Source organism: Pseudoduganella sp. HUAS MS19, assembly GCF_053615455.1.
Genome location: NZ_CM132133.1, coordinates 3642569 through 3658415, shown reverse-complemented (window position 1 = coordinate 3658415; position 15847 = coordinate 3642569). Strand labels below are relative to the sequence as shown.

12 protein-coding genes are annotated in these 15847 nt (G+C 65.9%); 4 read left to right on the top strand and 8 right to left on the bottom strand.

Annotation, left to right across the window (positions count from 1 at the left end):
* Window position 1 precedes the first annotated feature (1 nt).
* Entirely contained in the window at window positions 2-973 is a 972-nt protein-coding gene (locus ACWBU6_RS16580) for a ribonuclease Z (RefSeq protein ID WP_452644516.1), read from the bottom strand.
* Between the two features lie 173 nt (window positions 974-1146).
* Between ACWBU6_RS16580 and ACWBU6_RS16575 the strand changes: the two genes are divergently transcribed.
* The 3 genes from ACWBU6_RS16575 to lnt are packed head-to-tail and all read left to right on the top strand — an operon-like array spanning window position 1147 to window position 5260.
* Window positions 1147-2226 (top strand): SGNH/GDSL hydrolase family protein, encoded by a 1080-nt coding sequence (locus ACWBU6_RS16575; RefSeq protein WP_452644515.1) that lies wholly within the window; start codon window positions 1147-1149, stop codon window positions 2224-2226.
* A complete protein-coding gene (locus tag ACWBU6_RS16570) occupies window positions 2223-2852 on the top strand; it encodes a hypothetical protein (protein ID WP_452644514.1) in 630 nt (209 codons plus the stop codon). The genes ACWBU6_RS16575 and ACWBU6_RS16570 overlap by 4 nt, the downstream gene beginning before the upstream one ends.
* Entirely contained in the window at window positions 2849-5260 is a 2412-nt protein-coding gene (gene lnt / locus ACWBU6_RS16565) for an apolipoprotein N-acyltransferase (protein ID WP_452644513.1), read from the top strand. The genes ACWBU6_RS16570 and lnt overlap by 4 nt, the downstream gene beginning before the upstream one ends.
* A gap of 89 nt (window positions 5261-5349) precedes the next feature.
* Here lnt and ACWBU6_RS16560 read toward each other — a convergent pair whose 3' ends face one another.
* Genes ACWBU6_RS16560 through ACWBU6_RS16535 form a run of 6 tightly spaced genes read right to left on the bottom strand, consistent with a single transcriptional unit; the run spans window position 5350 to window position 14389 of the window.
* Window positions 5350-5628 (bottom strand): acylphosphatase, encoded by a 279-nt coding sequence (locus ACWBU6_RS16560; protein ID WP_452644512.1) that lies wholly within the window; start codon window positions 5626-5628, stop codon window positions 5350-5352.
* Entirely contained in the window at window positions 5628-6524 is an 897-nt protein-coding gene (locus ACWBU6_RS16555) for a diguanylate cyclase domain-containing protein (RefSeq protein ID WP_452644511.1), read from the bottom strand. The genes ACWBU6_RS16560 and ACWBU6_RS16555 overlap by 1 nt, the downstream gene beginning before the upstream one ends.
* Complete coding sequence (locus ACWBU6_RS16550) at window positions 6521-9979, bottom strand: response regulator (protein WP_452644510.1); 3459 nt, start codon at window positions 9977-9979, stop codon at window positions 6521-6523. The genes ACWBU6_RS16555 and ACWBU6_RS16550 overlap by 4 nt, the downstream gene beginning before the upstream one ends.
* Complete coding sequence (locus ACWBU6_RS16545; protein WP_452644509.1) at window positions 9979-11343, bottom strand: oxygenase MpaB family protein; 1365 nt, start codon at window positions 11341-11343, stop codon at window positions 9979-9981. Before ACWBU6_RS16545 ends, ACWBU6_RS16550 begins: the two co-directional genes overlap by 1 nt.
* Window positions 11340-12140, bottom strand: coding sequence for a carotenoid biosynthesis protein (locus ACWBU6_RS16540; protein ID WP_452644508.1), 801 nt, complete (start codon window positions 12138-12140; stop codon window positions 11340-11342). The genes ACWBU6_RS16545 and ACWBU6_RS16540 overlap by 4 nt, the downstream gene beginning before the upstream one ends.
* Before the next feature lie 11 nt (window positions 12141-12151).
* Window positions 12152-14389, bottom strand: coding sequence for a TonB-dependent receptor (locus ACWBU6_RS16535; RefSeq protein ID WP_452644507.1), 2238 nt, complete (start codon window positions 14387-14389; stop codon window positions 12152-12154).
* A gap of 211 nt (window positions 14390-14600) precedes the next feature.
* On the opposite strand from ACWBU6_RS16535, the gene ACWBU6_RS16530 reads away from it, so the two are divergent.
* On the top strand, window positions 14601-15008 hold the full coding sequence (locus ACWBU6_RS16530) for a carboxypeptidase regulatory-like domain-containing protein (protein WP_452644506.1): 408 nt from the start codon (window positions 14601-14603) through the stop codon (window positions 15006-15008).
* Here ACWBU6_RS16530 and ACWBU6_RS16525 read toward each other — a convergent pair.
* Window positions 14995-15792, bottom strand: a complete 798-nt coding sequence (locus tag ACWBU6_RS16525) for an isocitrate lyase/PEP mutase family protein (RefSeq protein ID WP_452644505.1) — start codon at window positions 15790-15792, stop codon at window positions 14995-14997. The two genes, ACWBU6_RS16530 and ACWBU6_RS16525, sit on opposite strands and share 14 nt — an antisense overlap.
* Window positions 15793-15847 lie beyond the last annotated feature (55 nt).

The window sequence follows — 15847 nt, the reverse complement described above, 5'->3', positions numbered from 1 at the left end:
GTCATTTCGGGCGGGGAGCGGGCGGCATTTTGGCAAGGGTGCCGTCATGCAGTTCATAGGTATCGAAATCGCGTGCCAGGAACAGGTTGCCGCTGTAGTGCAGGCGCGCTTCAGCTTCCACTTCGGCCATGCCTTCCGCACTGTCGTAGCGGGCGCTGAAGTGGGTCAGGGCCAGGTTTGGCACCCGGGCTGCGGCGGCGAAGCTGGCGGTGCGCTGTACTGAGCTGTGCTGCGGGCCGGGACCGACTTTCTGCAGCACAGCCTCGGTGTAGGTCGCCTCGTGGACCAGCACGTCCGCATCCTGGCAGGCTTCGGCCAGCAGGGCAGGCGTATCGTTGTCGCCGCCGATCACGGCGGTCGCGCGTTCGATATGTTCCGAGCGGAACTGCGCGGCGGCCAGCACGGAGCCGTCGTCGAGCCGCACGTCCTTGCCATGCTGCAGCTGGCCCCAGGCCGGACCGGGCGGCACGCCGCGCGCGCGCAGGGCGTCGCTATCAATTTTCCAGGTAGTCTTTTCGAAACTGAACTTGAAGCCGAAGCTTGGCGCACGGTGCGAGAGCGGGAAGCGTTCGATTTTCAGCCCGTCGTGCTGGAAGACCAGGCGCTGGCTGGCCACGTCGATGTGGATGATCTCAAACGTCAGGAAGAGCTCCGTGTGCAGCATGGTGGCGTCAAGCCAGGCCTTGACGGCAGCGGGCGCAATCAAGACCAGCGGCTTCTTGCGGCCGTTCATGGAAGCGCTTGCCAGCAACCCTGGCAGCCCGTAACTATGGTCGCCGTGGATGTGGGTGATGCAGATGCCCGCCAGCTCGTGCACGGTAAGCGGAATGCGCAGCAACTGGTGCTGGGTGGCTTCGCCGCAGTCGACCAGCCACCAGTCCCGGTTCATTGTTGTGTGTACGGCCAGCGCAGTGACATTGCGGCGGATGGTTGGCACGCCGGACGAGGTGCCAAGGAAGGTCAGTTTCAGCATGCCATATTATGCCGTATCGGCGCCCGTTCGTGGCCGGCGCGCGACAGGCGGCAAGGCCTTCGGGGCCATTTGCTTGTCCCATCGAGCCACCAGCTTGTGGCTGGGCGGGGCAGCGCTAAGATGAGTTGTTGGCTGGTCGATTCGAAAATGACTTCAATGATCGGAGACACTCTATGCAAACTCGCATCCGCAACACGCTTCTGGCCGCAGTAGTCTTCTTCACCCTCGGGGGACAGGCGGCAGCCAATACCCTGACGCAAAACGTTTCCTGGACCATCGACCGCGCCGGCACAAGCAGCAAGTACCGCGTGGTCGCTTATGGCGATTCGATTTACGCCGGGTATAACGGCTCCATCACCAGTGCGGCCAAATATTCGGCGCCGACGGTGGATGCGGAATACCTGTCGGCCGCCTGGAATGCCGACATTGAAAGCGTGCGCCGCGCCAAGTCCGGCGCCGTGGCTTCCGATGTCTACAACAACAAGATTGTTGCCGAGCGATCTTACATGCAAGCGAGCAACACCCGCGTGGTCACCTTCGAAATGTGCGGCAACGACGGGCTGCAGGCGCGCACCGCCTTCAAGAGCCAGACCGGGACCTGCGACGACTCGGTGCTGACCGCTGCCGAGAACAGCTGCAAGACCTACGTCGCGGCTGCGATGGATTACATCAATGCCAACGCCTATTCGGGCGTCAAGGTGAAGGTTATTTCGAACCTGCACTATCCGGGCTATGCGGCCGACAATGTGCAGAGTTCCTGCAAGGACCCCAACACCGGCGCCACCGTCAACATGCAGCAGAAATTCCTGCCTGCGCTGGCGCGCATGAACTTCATGATGTGCGATACGGCGCGCATGAAAGGCTTCCAGTGCGCCGACAACTTCGCACAGTACATGGGCGGCGATTACGACAGCAACGGCGATGGCATCGCCGATTCCGATGCGCTGCGCTACGTGGCGGGCGAGAGCCAGGCCAGCTATGTGCACCGGATCACGTCCACCTTGCGGCCGACCATCCGCGACGCCAATACGCACTTCGTCTCGGCCGGCAGCAGCTACGACTACATCCAGTCGGACGACACCCACCCGACATACACCGGCAGTACCGTCACTGCGGGCCTGTTTGGCGGCAGCAGCGGCACCGGGGCGCCGCGCTATACCTCCTTCAGTTCGGGAAAGAACCCGATCTGGAACCAGTTCGGGCATGAGCGCATGGGGTGGGCGGTTTCGGTCTTTAATACGCCGACGCCGTGAGTTCCTGGCGCCCCAGCCCGGGTTACCTGGCGGCGGCGCTGCTGCTGGCCGTTGGCGCGGCCAGCCTGGCTTTCTTTCTTTGGTATTTTGCGCGCGATGACGCGGCTGCGGGGGCAGGCCAAACGCCGGCCCCGGCACATGTGGCGGCTACCGGACGACCAGCCTCGGCCGCCACTGCCGCGTCATCGATCGCGCGCGACGAGCCGCGGCGCCCACAGCCATCCGTGCCCGAAGGCGACGCGGACCCGACGCGCGACCTGCGCAGCTATGTCATGCGCGGTGAAAAGCCGACCATGAATGAGGTGATCAAGCGCCTGCACGAACAGGGCGTGCATAGCGGCCTCGGCGCGTTCAACCCGCCCGGCACCAATCCGCCGCTCGTCGGCCTGGCGGTGCCGAAGGATTTCGTTCTGCCGCCCGGCTATGTGCGGCACCACCAGGTGACGGACGATGGCCAGACTATCGAGCCTGTGCTGATGTTCGCCCCGGATTTCCAGCTTTACGATGCAGCGAACCGGCCGCTTGACATGCCGAAGGACCGCATCGTTCCTCCCGAACTTGCACCGTCCGGCTTGCCGCTGCGGCGCATCGTGATTCCACCCCCGATCGAATCGCCCGGCCCATGAAGATCCTTGCCTGCATTTTCGCCAGTGCCGCCATGACGGCCCTTTATGCGCGCGGTGGCGCGGGCTGGGTACTGGGCTTCGTGCTTCTCGTGCCCTGGCTGCTGGCGCTCGATGGATGCAGGCGCTTGCCTGGCGCGCTGCTGTGTGCCTGGGCCATGTCGCTTGCTTACACGGCGGCCGGTTTTGCGTGGTTTGGCGGCGCCCTCGGGCGCTATACGCAACTCGGCGAGGCGGCCGGGCTGGCGTTGCTGCTGCTTGCCGCGCCCCTGTTCCAGCCGCAATTCCTTGCCTATGCACTGGTGCGCCATGCCACGGCGCGCTGGTATGGGCGGAGCGTGTGTGCGTTGGCGGCGGCAGCAGCCTGGGTGGCGCTGGAATGGCTGGTGCCGCGCATGCTTGGCGATACCTTGGGGTACGGCCTCTACCCCTCGCGCTTGCTGCGGCAGGCGGCAGATGTGGGCGGAACGGCCGGCCTGACGCTGCTGCTGCTCCTGGCCAATGAGGGCGTGGCGGCGGGGCTGGCCCGGCGCGGCCAGGGATGGCGCTCACTGGCCAGGCCGCTGGCACTGGCCGCGCTGGTCCCCGCCGCGCTGGCGGCGTATGGGACCGCGGCATTGCCGGGCAGTCCGGCGCCCACGGGCAAGCCGCTGCGCATGGCGCTGGTCCAGGCGAATATCGTGGATTACGAAAAGCAGCGGCGGGCGAGGGGCGGCTACGCGGTGGTCCGCGAAGTGCTGGACCGGCATTTTGCGATGGGCCACGATGCGGTGACGCGCCAGCGTGCGGAGGCCTTGCTGTGGTCCGAGACCGCCTATCCGACCACGTTCGGCAAGCCGAAAAGCCAGGCCGGTGCGGAATTCGATCGTGAGATCACCGATTACGTGAACGCCGCTGCAGTGCCGCTGGTGTTCGGGACCTACGACCGGGACAACCTGGGCGAGTACAACGCGGCGGCCTTCGTGCAACCCGGCCTTGGGCTGGCGGGCGTCTATCGCAAGTCGCGCCTGTTCCCGCTGACCGAGTACCTGCCTGTGTGGCTGGACTGGCCGGCCGTGCGGCGCATCCTGCCCTGGGCGGGCAACTGGGTGGCGGGCAGCGGGGCGCGGGTGTTCCCGCTGCGGCTGGCCGATGGGCGCGAGATTCCCGTGCTGCCGCTGATCTGCCGGGATGACGTCGACCCCGGATTGGCCATTGCCGGTGCGCGGCTTGGCGCACAGGTGATTCTCACCATGTCGAACGATTCCTGGTTCAGCGCCGATGGGACGGGGGCGCGGCTGCACCAGGCGGCGGCCGCGTTCCGCAGCATTGAAACGCGCTTGCCGCAGTTCCGTGTGACCAGCAATGGCTACAGCGCCGCGATCGATGCCAGCGGCGATGTGCTGGCTGGCACCAGGATCGGCGAGCCTGCGCTGGTGATCGCCGACCTGCCGGTACGCGCGCCCGCGCCGACCTTGGCGGTGTTGTGGGGCGATTGGGTTGGACTGGCATGCTGCGCCTTCCTCCTGGTGCTGACCGTCAGGCCGCTCAGCCAGGCCTGGCGGCCGCAGGCCGAAGGCGCCATGGCGCGTGCGCTGAAGCCGGTGTTTCCGATGCCGGCGGCAGTGCTGCCGCCCGCTGCGCGCATCGCCGCAGGAGTGCTTCGTCTGCTCTCGCGGGCTGGCCTGCTAGGCATGGGCGTGGCCGTGCTGCTGAATGAACCGCTGCGCACTAATACCCTGGCACAGTTGCGCATTTTTACCGCGCTCTTCCTGCTGCCGGAAGTCATCGCCTGGTGCGTGCTGAAGGCATTCTCGGCGCAGGCCTCGCTGGCGGAAGGCCGGCTGGTGCTGGCCCGGGGCGCGCGGGCGCTTTCCCTGCCCCTGGGCGAGGTGGCGGCGCTCGAACCGTGGCGCTTGCCGTTGCCGGGCCCCGGCGTATCCCTGCGGCTGCGCTCCGGAAGATACTGGCGCTACGGGCTGGCACTGGCGCACCCGGCTGCGTTCACGGCGGCGCTGGCGGCGGCCGGCGGGCCCGCGGCGGCGGCCAGTCCGTTCCTGCGCATGCTGGTGGCGCCGGCAACCCGGCTCGACCACCCGCTGGCGAAATTTGTCCTGTTGCCGCTGGCGCTGGCGCTGCCTGCCTTCCACCTGCACCAGCACATCGCCTATGGCAGTGCATTCGGCGAGTACTATAGTTTCGGGCTGGCTGCCTACCTGGGCGCATTCGGGCTTTGGTGGGCGGCGTGGGCGATCGGGGTGATGCTGGGGGCGGCGCTGCTGCGCACCCTGATCGAGCTGACAAGCTTGCTGGCGGCGCTGTTGCGTCCAGGCGATGCGGCCGGGGTCCGCCAGGCAATGGAGCGCCTGGGGCATTTCGCACTTTACCTGGCTCTGCCTGGCTGGCTGCTGTTCAGGGTGTTTGGCGCGTGACAGGCGAGCGGCGGCATGACAGTGCGGCGCGTCCCAGGCAGTTCCAGCCGGGCGGCGCAGGACGTCTCCATGCACGCGGCATGGAAACACTAGACGGTGGGCCGGATGTCGAAGGTGGCGCCGGGCGGGGCAGGTTGCAGATCGTCCGCGACGCCGACGCGGCTGACCCGGGCGGCACTGGGACCCCTATGTGCCCATTCGATCATGGCTTTCACTGCATCGTCCGGGCCATGCACGCTCGCTTCCACTGCGCCACTGGCGCGATTGCGCACCCACCCGGCCAGGCCGAGCGCGGTGGCGCGTTCCGCAAATGCGTAGCGATAGCCGACGCCTTGCACCAGACCTTCGATCATCAATCGCTTGGCCATCACATCCTCCAGTTGACGCGGTTGCGGCCAGCCTCCTTGGCGCGGTACAGGGCCGCGTCGGCGGCATCGAACAGGACGGGCGCAGTTTCCCCGCTGCCAGGCGTCATGGTTGCGCCGCCGATGCTAACGGTCACGACCGGGCTGGCAGCGGATTGCTCGTGCGGGATCAGCAATTGCGCCACCGCTTCCCGGATGCCCTCGGCCACGTACAGGGCTTGCGCGGCATCCGTTTCGGGCATCAGGACCACCAGTTCCTCGCCGCCGTAGCGGGCCGCGATATCGCAGGGACGGCGCATGGCACTGCGCGCCACGCGGGCCACTGCGCGCAGAGCGCGGTCGCCGGCTGGGTGGCCGTAGTGATCGTTATACTGCTTGAAGCAGTCGATGTCCAGCAGCGCCACGGACATCGGGTGCGCGTGGCGGGCGGCACGCTGCCATTCGCTTTCGTAGAGCTCGTCGAAGCGGCGGCGGTTTGGCAGCTCGGTCAGGCCGTCCATATGGGCCAGGTGTTCCAGCATGCGGCGCTGGCGCACGACTTCCAGATGGGTGGCCACGCGCGCCATCACCACGGTGCTGTTGAAGGGCTTGGTGATGTAGTCGGCAGCACCGAGCTTGAGACCGCGCGCCTCGTCCTCCGGCCGGCCCATGCCGGTAATGAAGATCACTTCGATGTCGGCCGTGGCGGGATCGGCGCGCAGGCGCCGCAGCACTTCGTAGCCGTCCATGTCGGGCAGCATCACGTCCAGCATCAGCAGGTCGGGCAGGTGGCGCTGGGCGCGCTCGATGGCTTGTTCGCCGGTCTTGGCGAGCAGCACCACGTACTCCGGCTTCAGCAAAGTCGCGAGGACCTGGCGGTTGATGCCGTCGTCATCGGCTACTAAGACCTTTTGGCTCATGCACTCATTTCCATATCGATGCCGAGAGCTTGTGCTAATTCGGCCAGCGGTTTCAAGGCATCATGATATTCGATTTCGTCCACCGCGCGCTGGATGCGCGCCAGCAGGGCGGCATGGCCGGCACCGGCCAGCAGGGCGCTCAGCTCGGTCAGCAGGTCTTCCGAGCGGGCGTCGTCGGCCCGCAGGTAGCCATCGAGTTCGCGCAACAGGCGGCCGAAGTCGGCTGCCGGCCCGGCCCCGGCAGCGGGCGACGGCTGCAAGGCATTGGCAAAGCCTGCCAGGATAATGCCCAGCATCTTCGCCATGTCTGCCGCTTCCCTGCTGCAGCGTTCCGGGCGGCCGTCACGGATGCCGGCCTCCACGATGTCGGACAATTGGGCCAGGCCGAGGGCGCCAAGGTAGGTGGCGCTGGACTTGAGGTTGTGGGCCAGGCGCTCGACCTGGGCCCAGTCGCCGCCGGCCAGCGCGGCGCCGAGCAAGCCCGGTCCGTCCCCGTATTCGCTGCAGAAGCTGCGCATGCGCCTGGCGAGGATGGCCGGATCGCGGTCGGCGCGGGCCAGGGCGTATTGCCAGTCCACCCCGGCCAATGGCGGATAGGCCACGGCTGCCTGGGCGGCGCTGCTGGCAGCGGCGGGCGCGCCCGGGATGGTGCGGCCCACCAGGCGCGAGGGATCGATCCACCGCAGCATCGCGCGGAACAGCACATCGGGGTCGATCGGCTTGGTGATGTGGTCGTTCATGCCTGCCTCCAGGCTCCTGGCCTGGTCTTCGGGCATGGCGTGCGCGGTCATCGCCAGGATCGGCAGACTGCGCAGCGCCGCGATCGCGCGGATCTGGCGCGTGGCTGACAAACCGTCGACCACCTGCATCTGCACATCCATCAGCACCAGGTCGTAATCGGCCTGCTGGACCATCCGCACCGCTTCGCCACCGTGGACAGCGACATCCACATGCACGCGCACGGTTTCCAGGAAGTCGACCGCAACTTCGCGGTTGTTGGCATTGTCTTCCACCAGCAGGACGCGTGCGCCGTGCAGCTTTGCCAGCTCCTGCGCCGGTACCCCGCGCTGGTCGCCCTGCAAGGAAGCCGGTTGCGCGATTTCCGGCCGCAGCACCTGCAGCAGGCTGTGGTACAGCAGGGCGGGGCCGACCGGTTTGGTCAGGAATCCTTGCAGCGGCAGCTCGCCTTCTTCCTGCAGCACCGTTTCGCGGGTGCAGGCGCTGACCATCAGGATCGATGGCGGGGCGGCGAAGCGCGGGTCGGCGTGGATGCGGTGGATGGTTTCTACGCCATCCCAGCCCGGCATCATGTAATCCATCAGCACCACCTGGTACGGCATGCCTGCTTCGACCCCGCGCACCAGCATGTTCAGCGATTGTTCGCCGGAGCTTGCGCTGTGGGCGGCGACGCCGAAGCTGCCGAGCATTTCCACCAGGGCTTCGCGGGCCGTGGCGCTGTCGTCCACCACCAGCACGCGGGCCTGATGCAGGCCGGCGGTCGGGGAGGCGACCGGTTCGGTGCTGGCGTCGCCGACGCCGAGCCGGACGGTGAAGCTGAAGCGGCTGCCCACGCCCGGCGTGCTGGTGACCTTGATGGTGCCGCCCATGAGCTCGACCAGCTGGCGTGAAATGCTCAGGCCCAGGCCGGTGCCGCCGTACTTGCGGGTGATCGAGCTGTCGGCCTGGCTGAAGGACTGGAACAGGCGGGCAAGCTGTTCTTCGCTCATGCCGATACCGGTATCGCTGACGCTGAACTGCAGCACCACGCCTTCGGCCGACCGCTCGGCTGCCTTGACGGCCACCACGATCTCGCCGCGTTCGGTGAACTTGACCGCGTTGTTGGTCAGGTTGATCAGCACCTGGCCCAGGCGCAGCGGATCGCCGACCAGCTTTTGCGGCACGCCCCGCTCGACCCGGAACACCAGCTCCACCTTGCGGGCGTCGGTCTTAACGGCTGTCAGGGTCGACAGGTGGTCCAGCATTTCGTCAAGACTGAAGGGCACCGATTCCAATGTCAGCTTGCCCGCTTCGATCTTCGAGAAATCGAGGATGTCGTTGATGATGCCAAGCAGGTGTTCGCCGGCGCCCAGGATCTTGGCCAGGTAGTTGCGCTGTTTCGGGCTTGGGTCGGCCATCAGCGCCAGGCGGCTCATGCCGATGATGGCATTCATCGGGGTGCGGATTTCGTGGCTCATATTGGCCAGGAAATCCGACTTCAGGCGGGTGGCCGCTTCGGCGCGCAGCATGGCATTCTGCATGGCCTTGGTGCGCAGGCCGAGGATGCGCATGAACACCAGCATATCGAAGGCATTGCCGAACTGGAGGGCATGCATGGTCCAGAAATTGGCTGCCAGCTTGCCGCTGATCACCTGGCTCAGGACCACCGACGACAGGAAACTGACCGCCCAGCCGACCATGAAGTAGATGCCGACGGAATCGCCGCGGCGGGCGCGCTGGTAGGCGCCCGGCAGGCCAAGCAGCATGGGCAGCAGGCCCAGGGTGCTGACGACGATCACGAGCACCTCGACACTGATCCCGTCGAAGCAATAGGCGACGGCAAACAGGGCCGTCAACGCAGCGCCGCCCTTCATCAGGATCGAAAACGTGCGGTCAACGCCGGGGCGCGCCAGCGACTGCTCAACGAACAGGTAGCCGCCGCAGGAGGCCATCAGAGCAAACAGGCCGCCGGCGTGCAGCGTCATCCATACGTTGTCGCGCCAGATGTATTGGCCGCCCAAGCCGAAAAACTCGAACGAGAACAAGGTGGTGCCGGCGATCAGCAGCGAATACTTGCCGAACAGCGGTTCGCGCAGGTTGGCCCATTGCGCCAGGCTGTACAGCAGCAGGCAGAGGCTGAGGCCCATCAGCATACCTTGCAGCATCTGTTCGGCAAGCGCGTCGGCATGGTAGACCGAAGCCTTGGAGAAGCGGATCGGCAAGATCATCGAACCGATGTTTTCCACGCGCAGCAGCACCACATGCTCGGCGCCGGGCGTCAGGCGCAGTGCCGCCGCCGGCGTGCGGCCGCCGCCGCCGGCGGCAACCACCGGCTGCAGGTTGCCGGTCACGGTATGGCTGTGGAGCGCGCCGTCGGTGGCGGCGAACACGTCGACCCGGTTGATCTGCGAATAGTCGATGTTCAGGGTCCATTCGCCGCTGGCATCGGCGGGCACGAAGACGGGAATCCGGACCCAGACCACGGTTCCTTTGTTCACCCCCAGGGTGGCATATGCCGATTGCGGTTTGCGGAAGCCGGCCGATGCCGCCAGCACTTCCGCCGCATGCAGGGTGCCGCCAGGGTCTTTCAGGATGGTGACCGCCGGCCAGGCGTCGTGCGACCCGGTGTGTTCGTCGAGTACCAGGGGCGCTATGGCGGAAGTCCCTGCCGCACTGGCAGGGGCAAGGCCTGCAGCCAGCGAAAGAAGCAAGGCGAACAACGCGAAAACAAGCCGCATCAGCATGGCTGCTGGTCTCCCGCGGGCTTGGCAGGAGCGCGCCCTGAGAGGCGCGCTTCCAGGGTGTTCATCCAGGCTGGGGCCTTGGGGTCCTGGCCCCAGGCGCTTACCGCACTGTCAACCTGGTTGAGTACGGCAGGCGGCAGTTTCAGGGGGCGGGTCTGGTCCATCAGGAATTTGACGGTGAACTGGTAGCCGAAGATGCGGGTGATCATGCGGCAGATCGAAAAATCGGGGAAGAGCAGGCGTACCAGCGCATCGACGCCGCGCACCACGACCATGCCGCTGATGAACAGGGCGCGCGAGAGCAGGTTGACGCGCTGGTTGAGCGCCAGGTCGACGCGGGCGGATTTGCCGCACAGGTAGCGCGTGAGCAGGATCGGGAACGGCTTCAGGATGCGCAGCGGGATCTGGGCCTGCATCGCCCGCATCAGCGCGGCGCCGAGTTCGGGGCGCGGGTCGGGCAGGTAGGGCGACAGCCGGGCGCGCGCCTGGATCGCGTCGAAACTGGCCGCGGCCTGCTCCATGTCTTGCGGCATCAGGCTCGACTCGATGCCCAGGATATGCCCGACCACGTTCCAGGTGTGCAGGTAGGCTTGCTCGTCCTGCCTCGGCAGTCCAAGACCAAGCTTGCGCAGCCCGCGCAGGAAAATGTAGTGGAAGGTAAGCAGGGTATATGCCAACTCTTCCTGGTTGCAGGGCAAACCGTTGGCGGCGACGTCCCAGCCGTGGTTGTACAGCGTGTCGTGCACGTTGCGGCAAGGCGCATCCAGCGGCGCCACGGCGATGCCGCCATCGAGCACCGCATCGGACGGATTGCCGCGCAGGATCAGGTGGCGGATGGTGGCGTGGATCAAGCGCACCTTGAGGATCTGCGCGATGCCGCCGCCTTCCGGGGTGGTCAGCCCGCCGCGCATCATGACCGGGAAGATCATGGCCGCCGTGGAGCGCACGCGGTAGTCGGTGTGCGCTTCGAGCTGGCCCGCAACGTGCAGCACGCCGGCCAGGTCCGGCACGACATAGCATTCCGGCAGGCTGGCGCAGAACAGCAGGCTGCAGGACAGCATGCTCATGTCGAAAAACAGCTCCTCCGATCGCGCGATCCTGGCGGCATCGGCCCAATCGGGCAAGCTGCTGCCGGCGGCAAGGTAGGCTTCCAGTGCGGTGGCGATCGGCGCGGGCGTGTCCTGCGGTGCGCGCCAGCCGGCAACGATGGCGTTGGTCTGCCATTGGCCAAGCAGGCGGTTCACGATCGCGATGGCCTCCCACTGGCTGCCGTCGTAGCCGTGCAGGATCGCTGCGATGGTGTCGTCGGCAAGCGGGTCGGCGCGCAGGGTCGGCGCTATCGCGACCGGCGCGTTCATTGCGCTTCCTTCCAGCGCATCCAGCCGCAAAGGCCGGTCAGCACTGGAATACCCATGGCGAACAGCGCGATGGTGCGGGTCTCGATCGGATTACCCTTGAGGGCCTGGAACACCATGCTGCCGCCGTAGATCAGCAGCGGCACCAGGGCGTAGAGCGGCGTGATGCGGCTGCTAGGGACTGGCGGTTTCTTGCGCAGGGTGAGGCGGAAACCGTAGATGATGGCAAACGAAACGGTCATCCAGCCGACGAAGCCTTGCAGGGTTTCGCCAAACCAGCCGCCGTCGGTCTTGGTCATGATCCAGGCCTTGAGCGTGAATACCATGTAAGGGTCCGCGCCCAGGTCATAGGCGGTGACGATCATGGCACCGAGGAAGGCCATGATGAAGGTCATCAGGGTCGATGGCACGCCGTCGGTCGGCGACTGCCAGACGATCAGGTTGCCGATCACATAGGCGACATAGCACAGTGCAAACCACATCAGCGGAATGATGAATGGCACTGTGCCTACGCGCGGGCCCAGCACGTCGGTATAAGTGTAGGAACCGAAGAACCAGCCGTAGCGCGCGCCCATCTCCTCGGCAAACCAGCCGATCACCAGGGCGATGACGACGAAGCGCAATGCGGGGGCGTGGCCAAGGAAATGGCTTGCACTGGCCCAGCAGCAGGCAAACATCAGGACCGAACTGACAATCAGCAGCGTGGTCGTTTCGCTCCAACTGCGCGATGCAAGCGCAATCAGGAAGCCGGCCAGAAGGACGAGGGTGATACGGGGCAGGTGGTTCAGCAGCGACTTCATAAGTCTCCGGGTTAGAAGTGGTAGTCGAAACGGATGTCAAAGGTCCTTGGTGCACTTGGAACGGCCATGCCGAAGCTGTCGATCGTCACTGGCTGCACCTTGTTTTCCAGGTTCTTCACGTACGCCAAGAGGCGCCAGCGGGCGCTGTCGGCGAGATATGCCAGCGTAAGGTCGCTGGCCGTACGGGACGGCACGCGGTACTGCAGCAACTGGCTGGGAACGCTGATGTTGTAGGACGCGCTGCGGCGGGCGCTGATCCCGGCGGCGAGCGCTGCCCCCGGCAGGCGGAAAGTATGTTCCCAACCCAGGTTCAGCACCGAGCGCGGCGCGCGGTCGAGCGGTTCGCCGGCCCAGGAGACCACGCCATCGGGTCGGTAGCTCACGTAATGGGCATCCAGCAGGGTCAAGGCATAAGTAAGCCTGTCGGCGGAAGTGGCGCGTACCTGGCCATCGAGCTCCAGGCCCTTGACGCTGGCGGCGCCGGCATTCTGCGTGACGAAGCGCGGTGCGCCGGCGACGATGGCGACGCCGGACAGCTGCAGGTTGGTGTAGTCGTACTTGAAGGCGGCCAGGTTCAAGCTGGCGCGCTTGTCCCAAAAGCGGGTTTTCAGTCCGGCTTCCCAGGATTTGAGCGTTTCCGGCTGGTAGAACAGCGTATCGGCCGGGACGGCGAGTACCGCGGGGCAGGGCAGGCCCAGCGCGCTGGACCCGGCCAGGCAGCCGTCATTGAAGCCGCCCAACTTGTAGCCGGTGGCAATGCTGGCATAGGCCATCGCGGCCGCAGCCAGGTCATACTCCGCACCGAGCTTCCAGGTGCGCTTGTGGGTGGCCAGTGCGGCGTTGTTGAGCAACTTGAAGTCGGTGGCCGCGTTGAATTCACGCGCCTGCTGGAAGTTCGTCGAACCGACGCGCGACTTGTCATCGTCCGTATAGCGCAGTCCGGCAGTGGCACGCACTGCCGGCGTGACGCTGTAGGTGAGCTGGCCGAACGCGGCCTTGCTGCGGGAGACGGTGGGCCCATGCGGGAACACGTAATAGGGCGGCAGCTTGACCAGTTCCAGGTCGCGGAACACATAGAGCTGGTGCGACTCTTCGCGGAAATAGTACAGGCCGCCCTGGGCCTTCAGCGGGCCGCTGCCATTGGTCGACAGCCGCAGCTCGTGCGAATCCTGGCGCTGCTCGCCGCGGAAGTCTTCGTGCACGCCAATGGCCAAAGCCGGCTGCACGCGGTAGTAAAAATTGGCCAGGAAGCCGTGCTCGTTCTTGCGCCGGGAGGCCAGGTAGTCCAGCGTGGCCGCGCCGAGCTTCCACGACAACTCCGCGCCGAGGCTCTCTGTCGACTTATGGCTGTAACCTTGTTCCAGCTTGGTATTGAACGGCCGGAAAGCGTTGGTCAGGCGCGCGTTGGTGCCGGCGGCGTACCAGGCAGGTTTGCCCGTTTCGACGTCCCGGTAGAAATTGGTGTCCGGGACGATGTTGTCGATGTTGCCGTCCTGCGTGGCGTGCTCGTAGCGCAGCAGCAGCGCAGCCGACTGGCCCAGCGCCAGCCTGGCCGACAGGCGCGCGGACCGGTCGTCGCGGTCCTGCCCCAGTGCAAAGCCGGTGCCCTGGGCATTGCGCAGGTAGCTGTCATGCTTGTGAACCGCCACTGCGGCGCGCAATGCGAGCTTGTCGTTGACGGGCACGTTCAGCATGCCGGTCGCCACGCGCGAACGGAAATTGCCCAGCGCGAGGCTGGCTGCGCCTTCCCATTGCGGCGCCGGCGCGTTGCTGATCACGTTCACCACGCCGGCCGTCGTATTACGGCCATACAGCGTGCCTTGCGGGCCGCGCAGCACTTCGATGCGGTCAACGTCGAGGAAGCTGAGCGTCTGTGCTTGCGGACGCGCGATGTAGATGCCGTCCTGCATGAAGGCGGCCGACGGATCGCCTTTTTCCGTGGCGTCGGAATTGGACACGCCGCGGATGGTGATGCGCAGCCCATCCGGGGCGCCGTCCAGGTGCACGTTGGGCAGGCGCTTGCCGATACCGGCCGCATTGTCGATGCCAAGCTTGTCCAGTTGCCCGGACGTGAGCACCGACATGGCCACCGGCGTGCGCGACTCCGGCGCAGCAACGCGCTGGGCCGTCACGAGGACTTCCTGCAACTGCGCATCAGTCTGGCGCTGGGCCAGGACCGGCGTGCAAAGGAAGCTGGAGACGGCGGCCGCCAGCATGGTCGGGCGCAGATTCGCCCCGCAATTCGACATGAAAACCCCTAGTGCCCTGCTATATATGATTGTTTTGACAACGTTGCTTAAAACTGTTGCTAGCAAAGTTCAAGAGTCTATCAGTTTGGCAACGCAGGAAATAGGGGTGATGTAGGCTTTCCCCGACACAGATACGACGCCAAGGCTGATAGCGATTTGAAGGGGACAGGAGAATACTGGCGGCAAGCCTGAAAAAGGAAAGGAGTGCATCATGTTTGTACGAAACATAACTTTCGCCTTCACCCTGGCTTGCGGCGCCGTTGGCGCGGCAGTAGCGGCCGATGAGCCGCAATTCGTCACTGGCGGCATTGGGCTCGAAGAGCGCGGCCAGATGCTGGCAACCAAGCCGGATTACAACGTCCGCATGACTTTTGCAACCCGCGGCACGGGTGAGTACCGCTCCGACGTGCAGGTCGAGATTTCTGATGCAAAAGGCAACACCAATGTCAACGCCCGCGACGCCGGGCCGCTGATGTTCGTCAACCTGGAGCCCGGCCGTTACCGGGTGACGGCCACCGCGGCCGATGGCCAGGTCCAGCGCCGCGAGGTGCAAGTGCATCCGGGGCGGACGAAGGACCTGTACTTCTACTGGAGCGAGCCGGCAACTATCGTGCAGTAGACATCAGCTGGTTGAGCGGGCCGTAGTTGAAGGTCTGCTCATCGTCGATGGCGCCGCTCTGGTGGAAGCGTTCCATATACACCCTGAGCCGGCCCATCATCACCTCCGCCGGCGCCGAACCGGCACTCAGGCGCCGCACGCCCAGTTCCGCGAGCCGGGCTGGCGCGGCGAGGTGCGGGCGCGCCAGCACGTTGAGCGGCAGCGAAGTGCCTTGGGCGAGGGCGGCGATCTCGCCTTCATCGGTGACGCCCGGCGCAAACAGGCCGCTGGCGCCGGCTTGCTGGTAGATGGCGGCCCGGCGCAGCGTTTCGGCCACGCGCGCACCTGGCTCGGCCAGGCCACGCAGGTAGACGTCGCAACGGGCGTTGATGAAGACGTCGATTCCGGCTGCCCTGGCTGCGGCGCGTGCCGCGCCGATCTTGCGCGCCAGGAGTTCGGGCGGCGAGCCGCCATCTTCGATATTGATGCCCACCACGCCGGCCAGTGCCAGTTGTCCGACCAACTGTCCCACCACTTCCGGGTCGGCAGAATAGCCGTCCTCGATATCGACCGTCAGCGGCAGCGCACTGGCGCGGACGATGTCGCGCACGGTTTCCAGCAGCAGGGCCGTCGGCAGCTGGGAGCCGTCGCCATAACCGTGGCCCCAGGCCACGGCAGCACTGCTGGTGGCAAGCGCGCGGGCGCCAGCCAGGGCGGCGATGCGGGCGGTGCCACCGTCCCAGCAATTGGCCAACAGCAGGATGCCATCCTGGTGCAGCGCGTGGAATTGGGTGTCGTTGCGCATGTGGTTTTTTCCTTAAGATTGGGGAGCAGGCCATTCTGCCACGGCTCCAGCATTC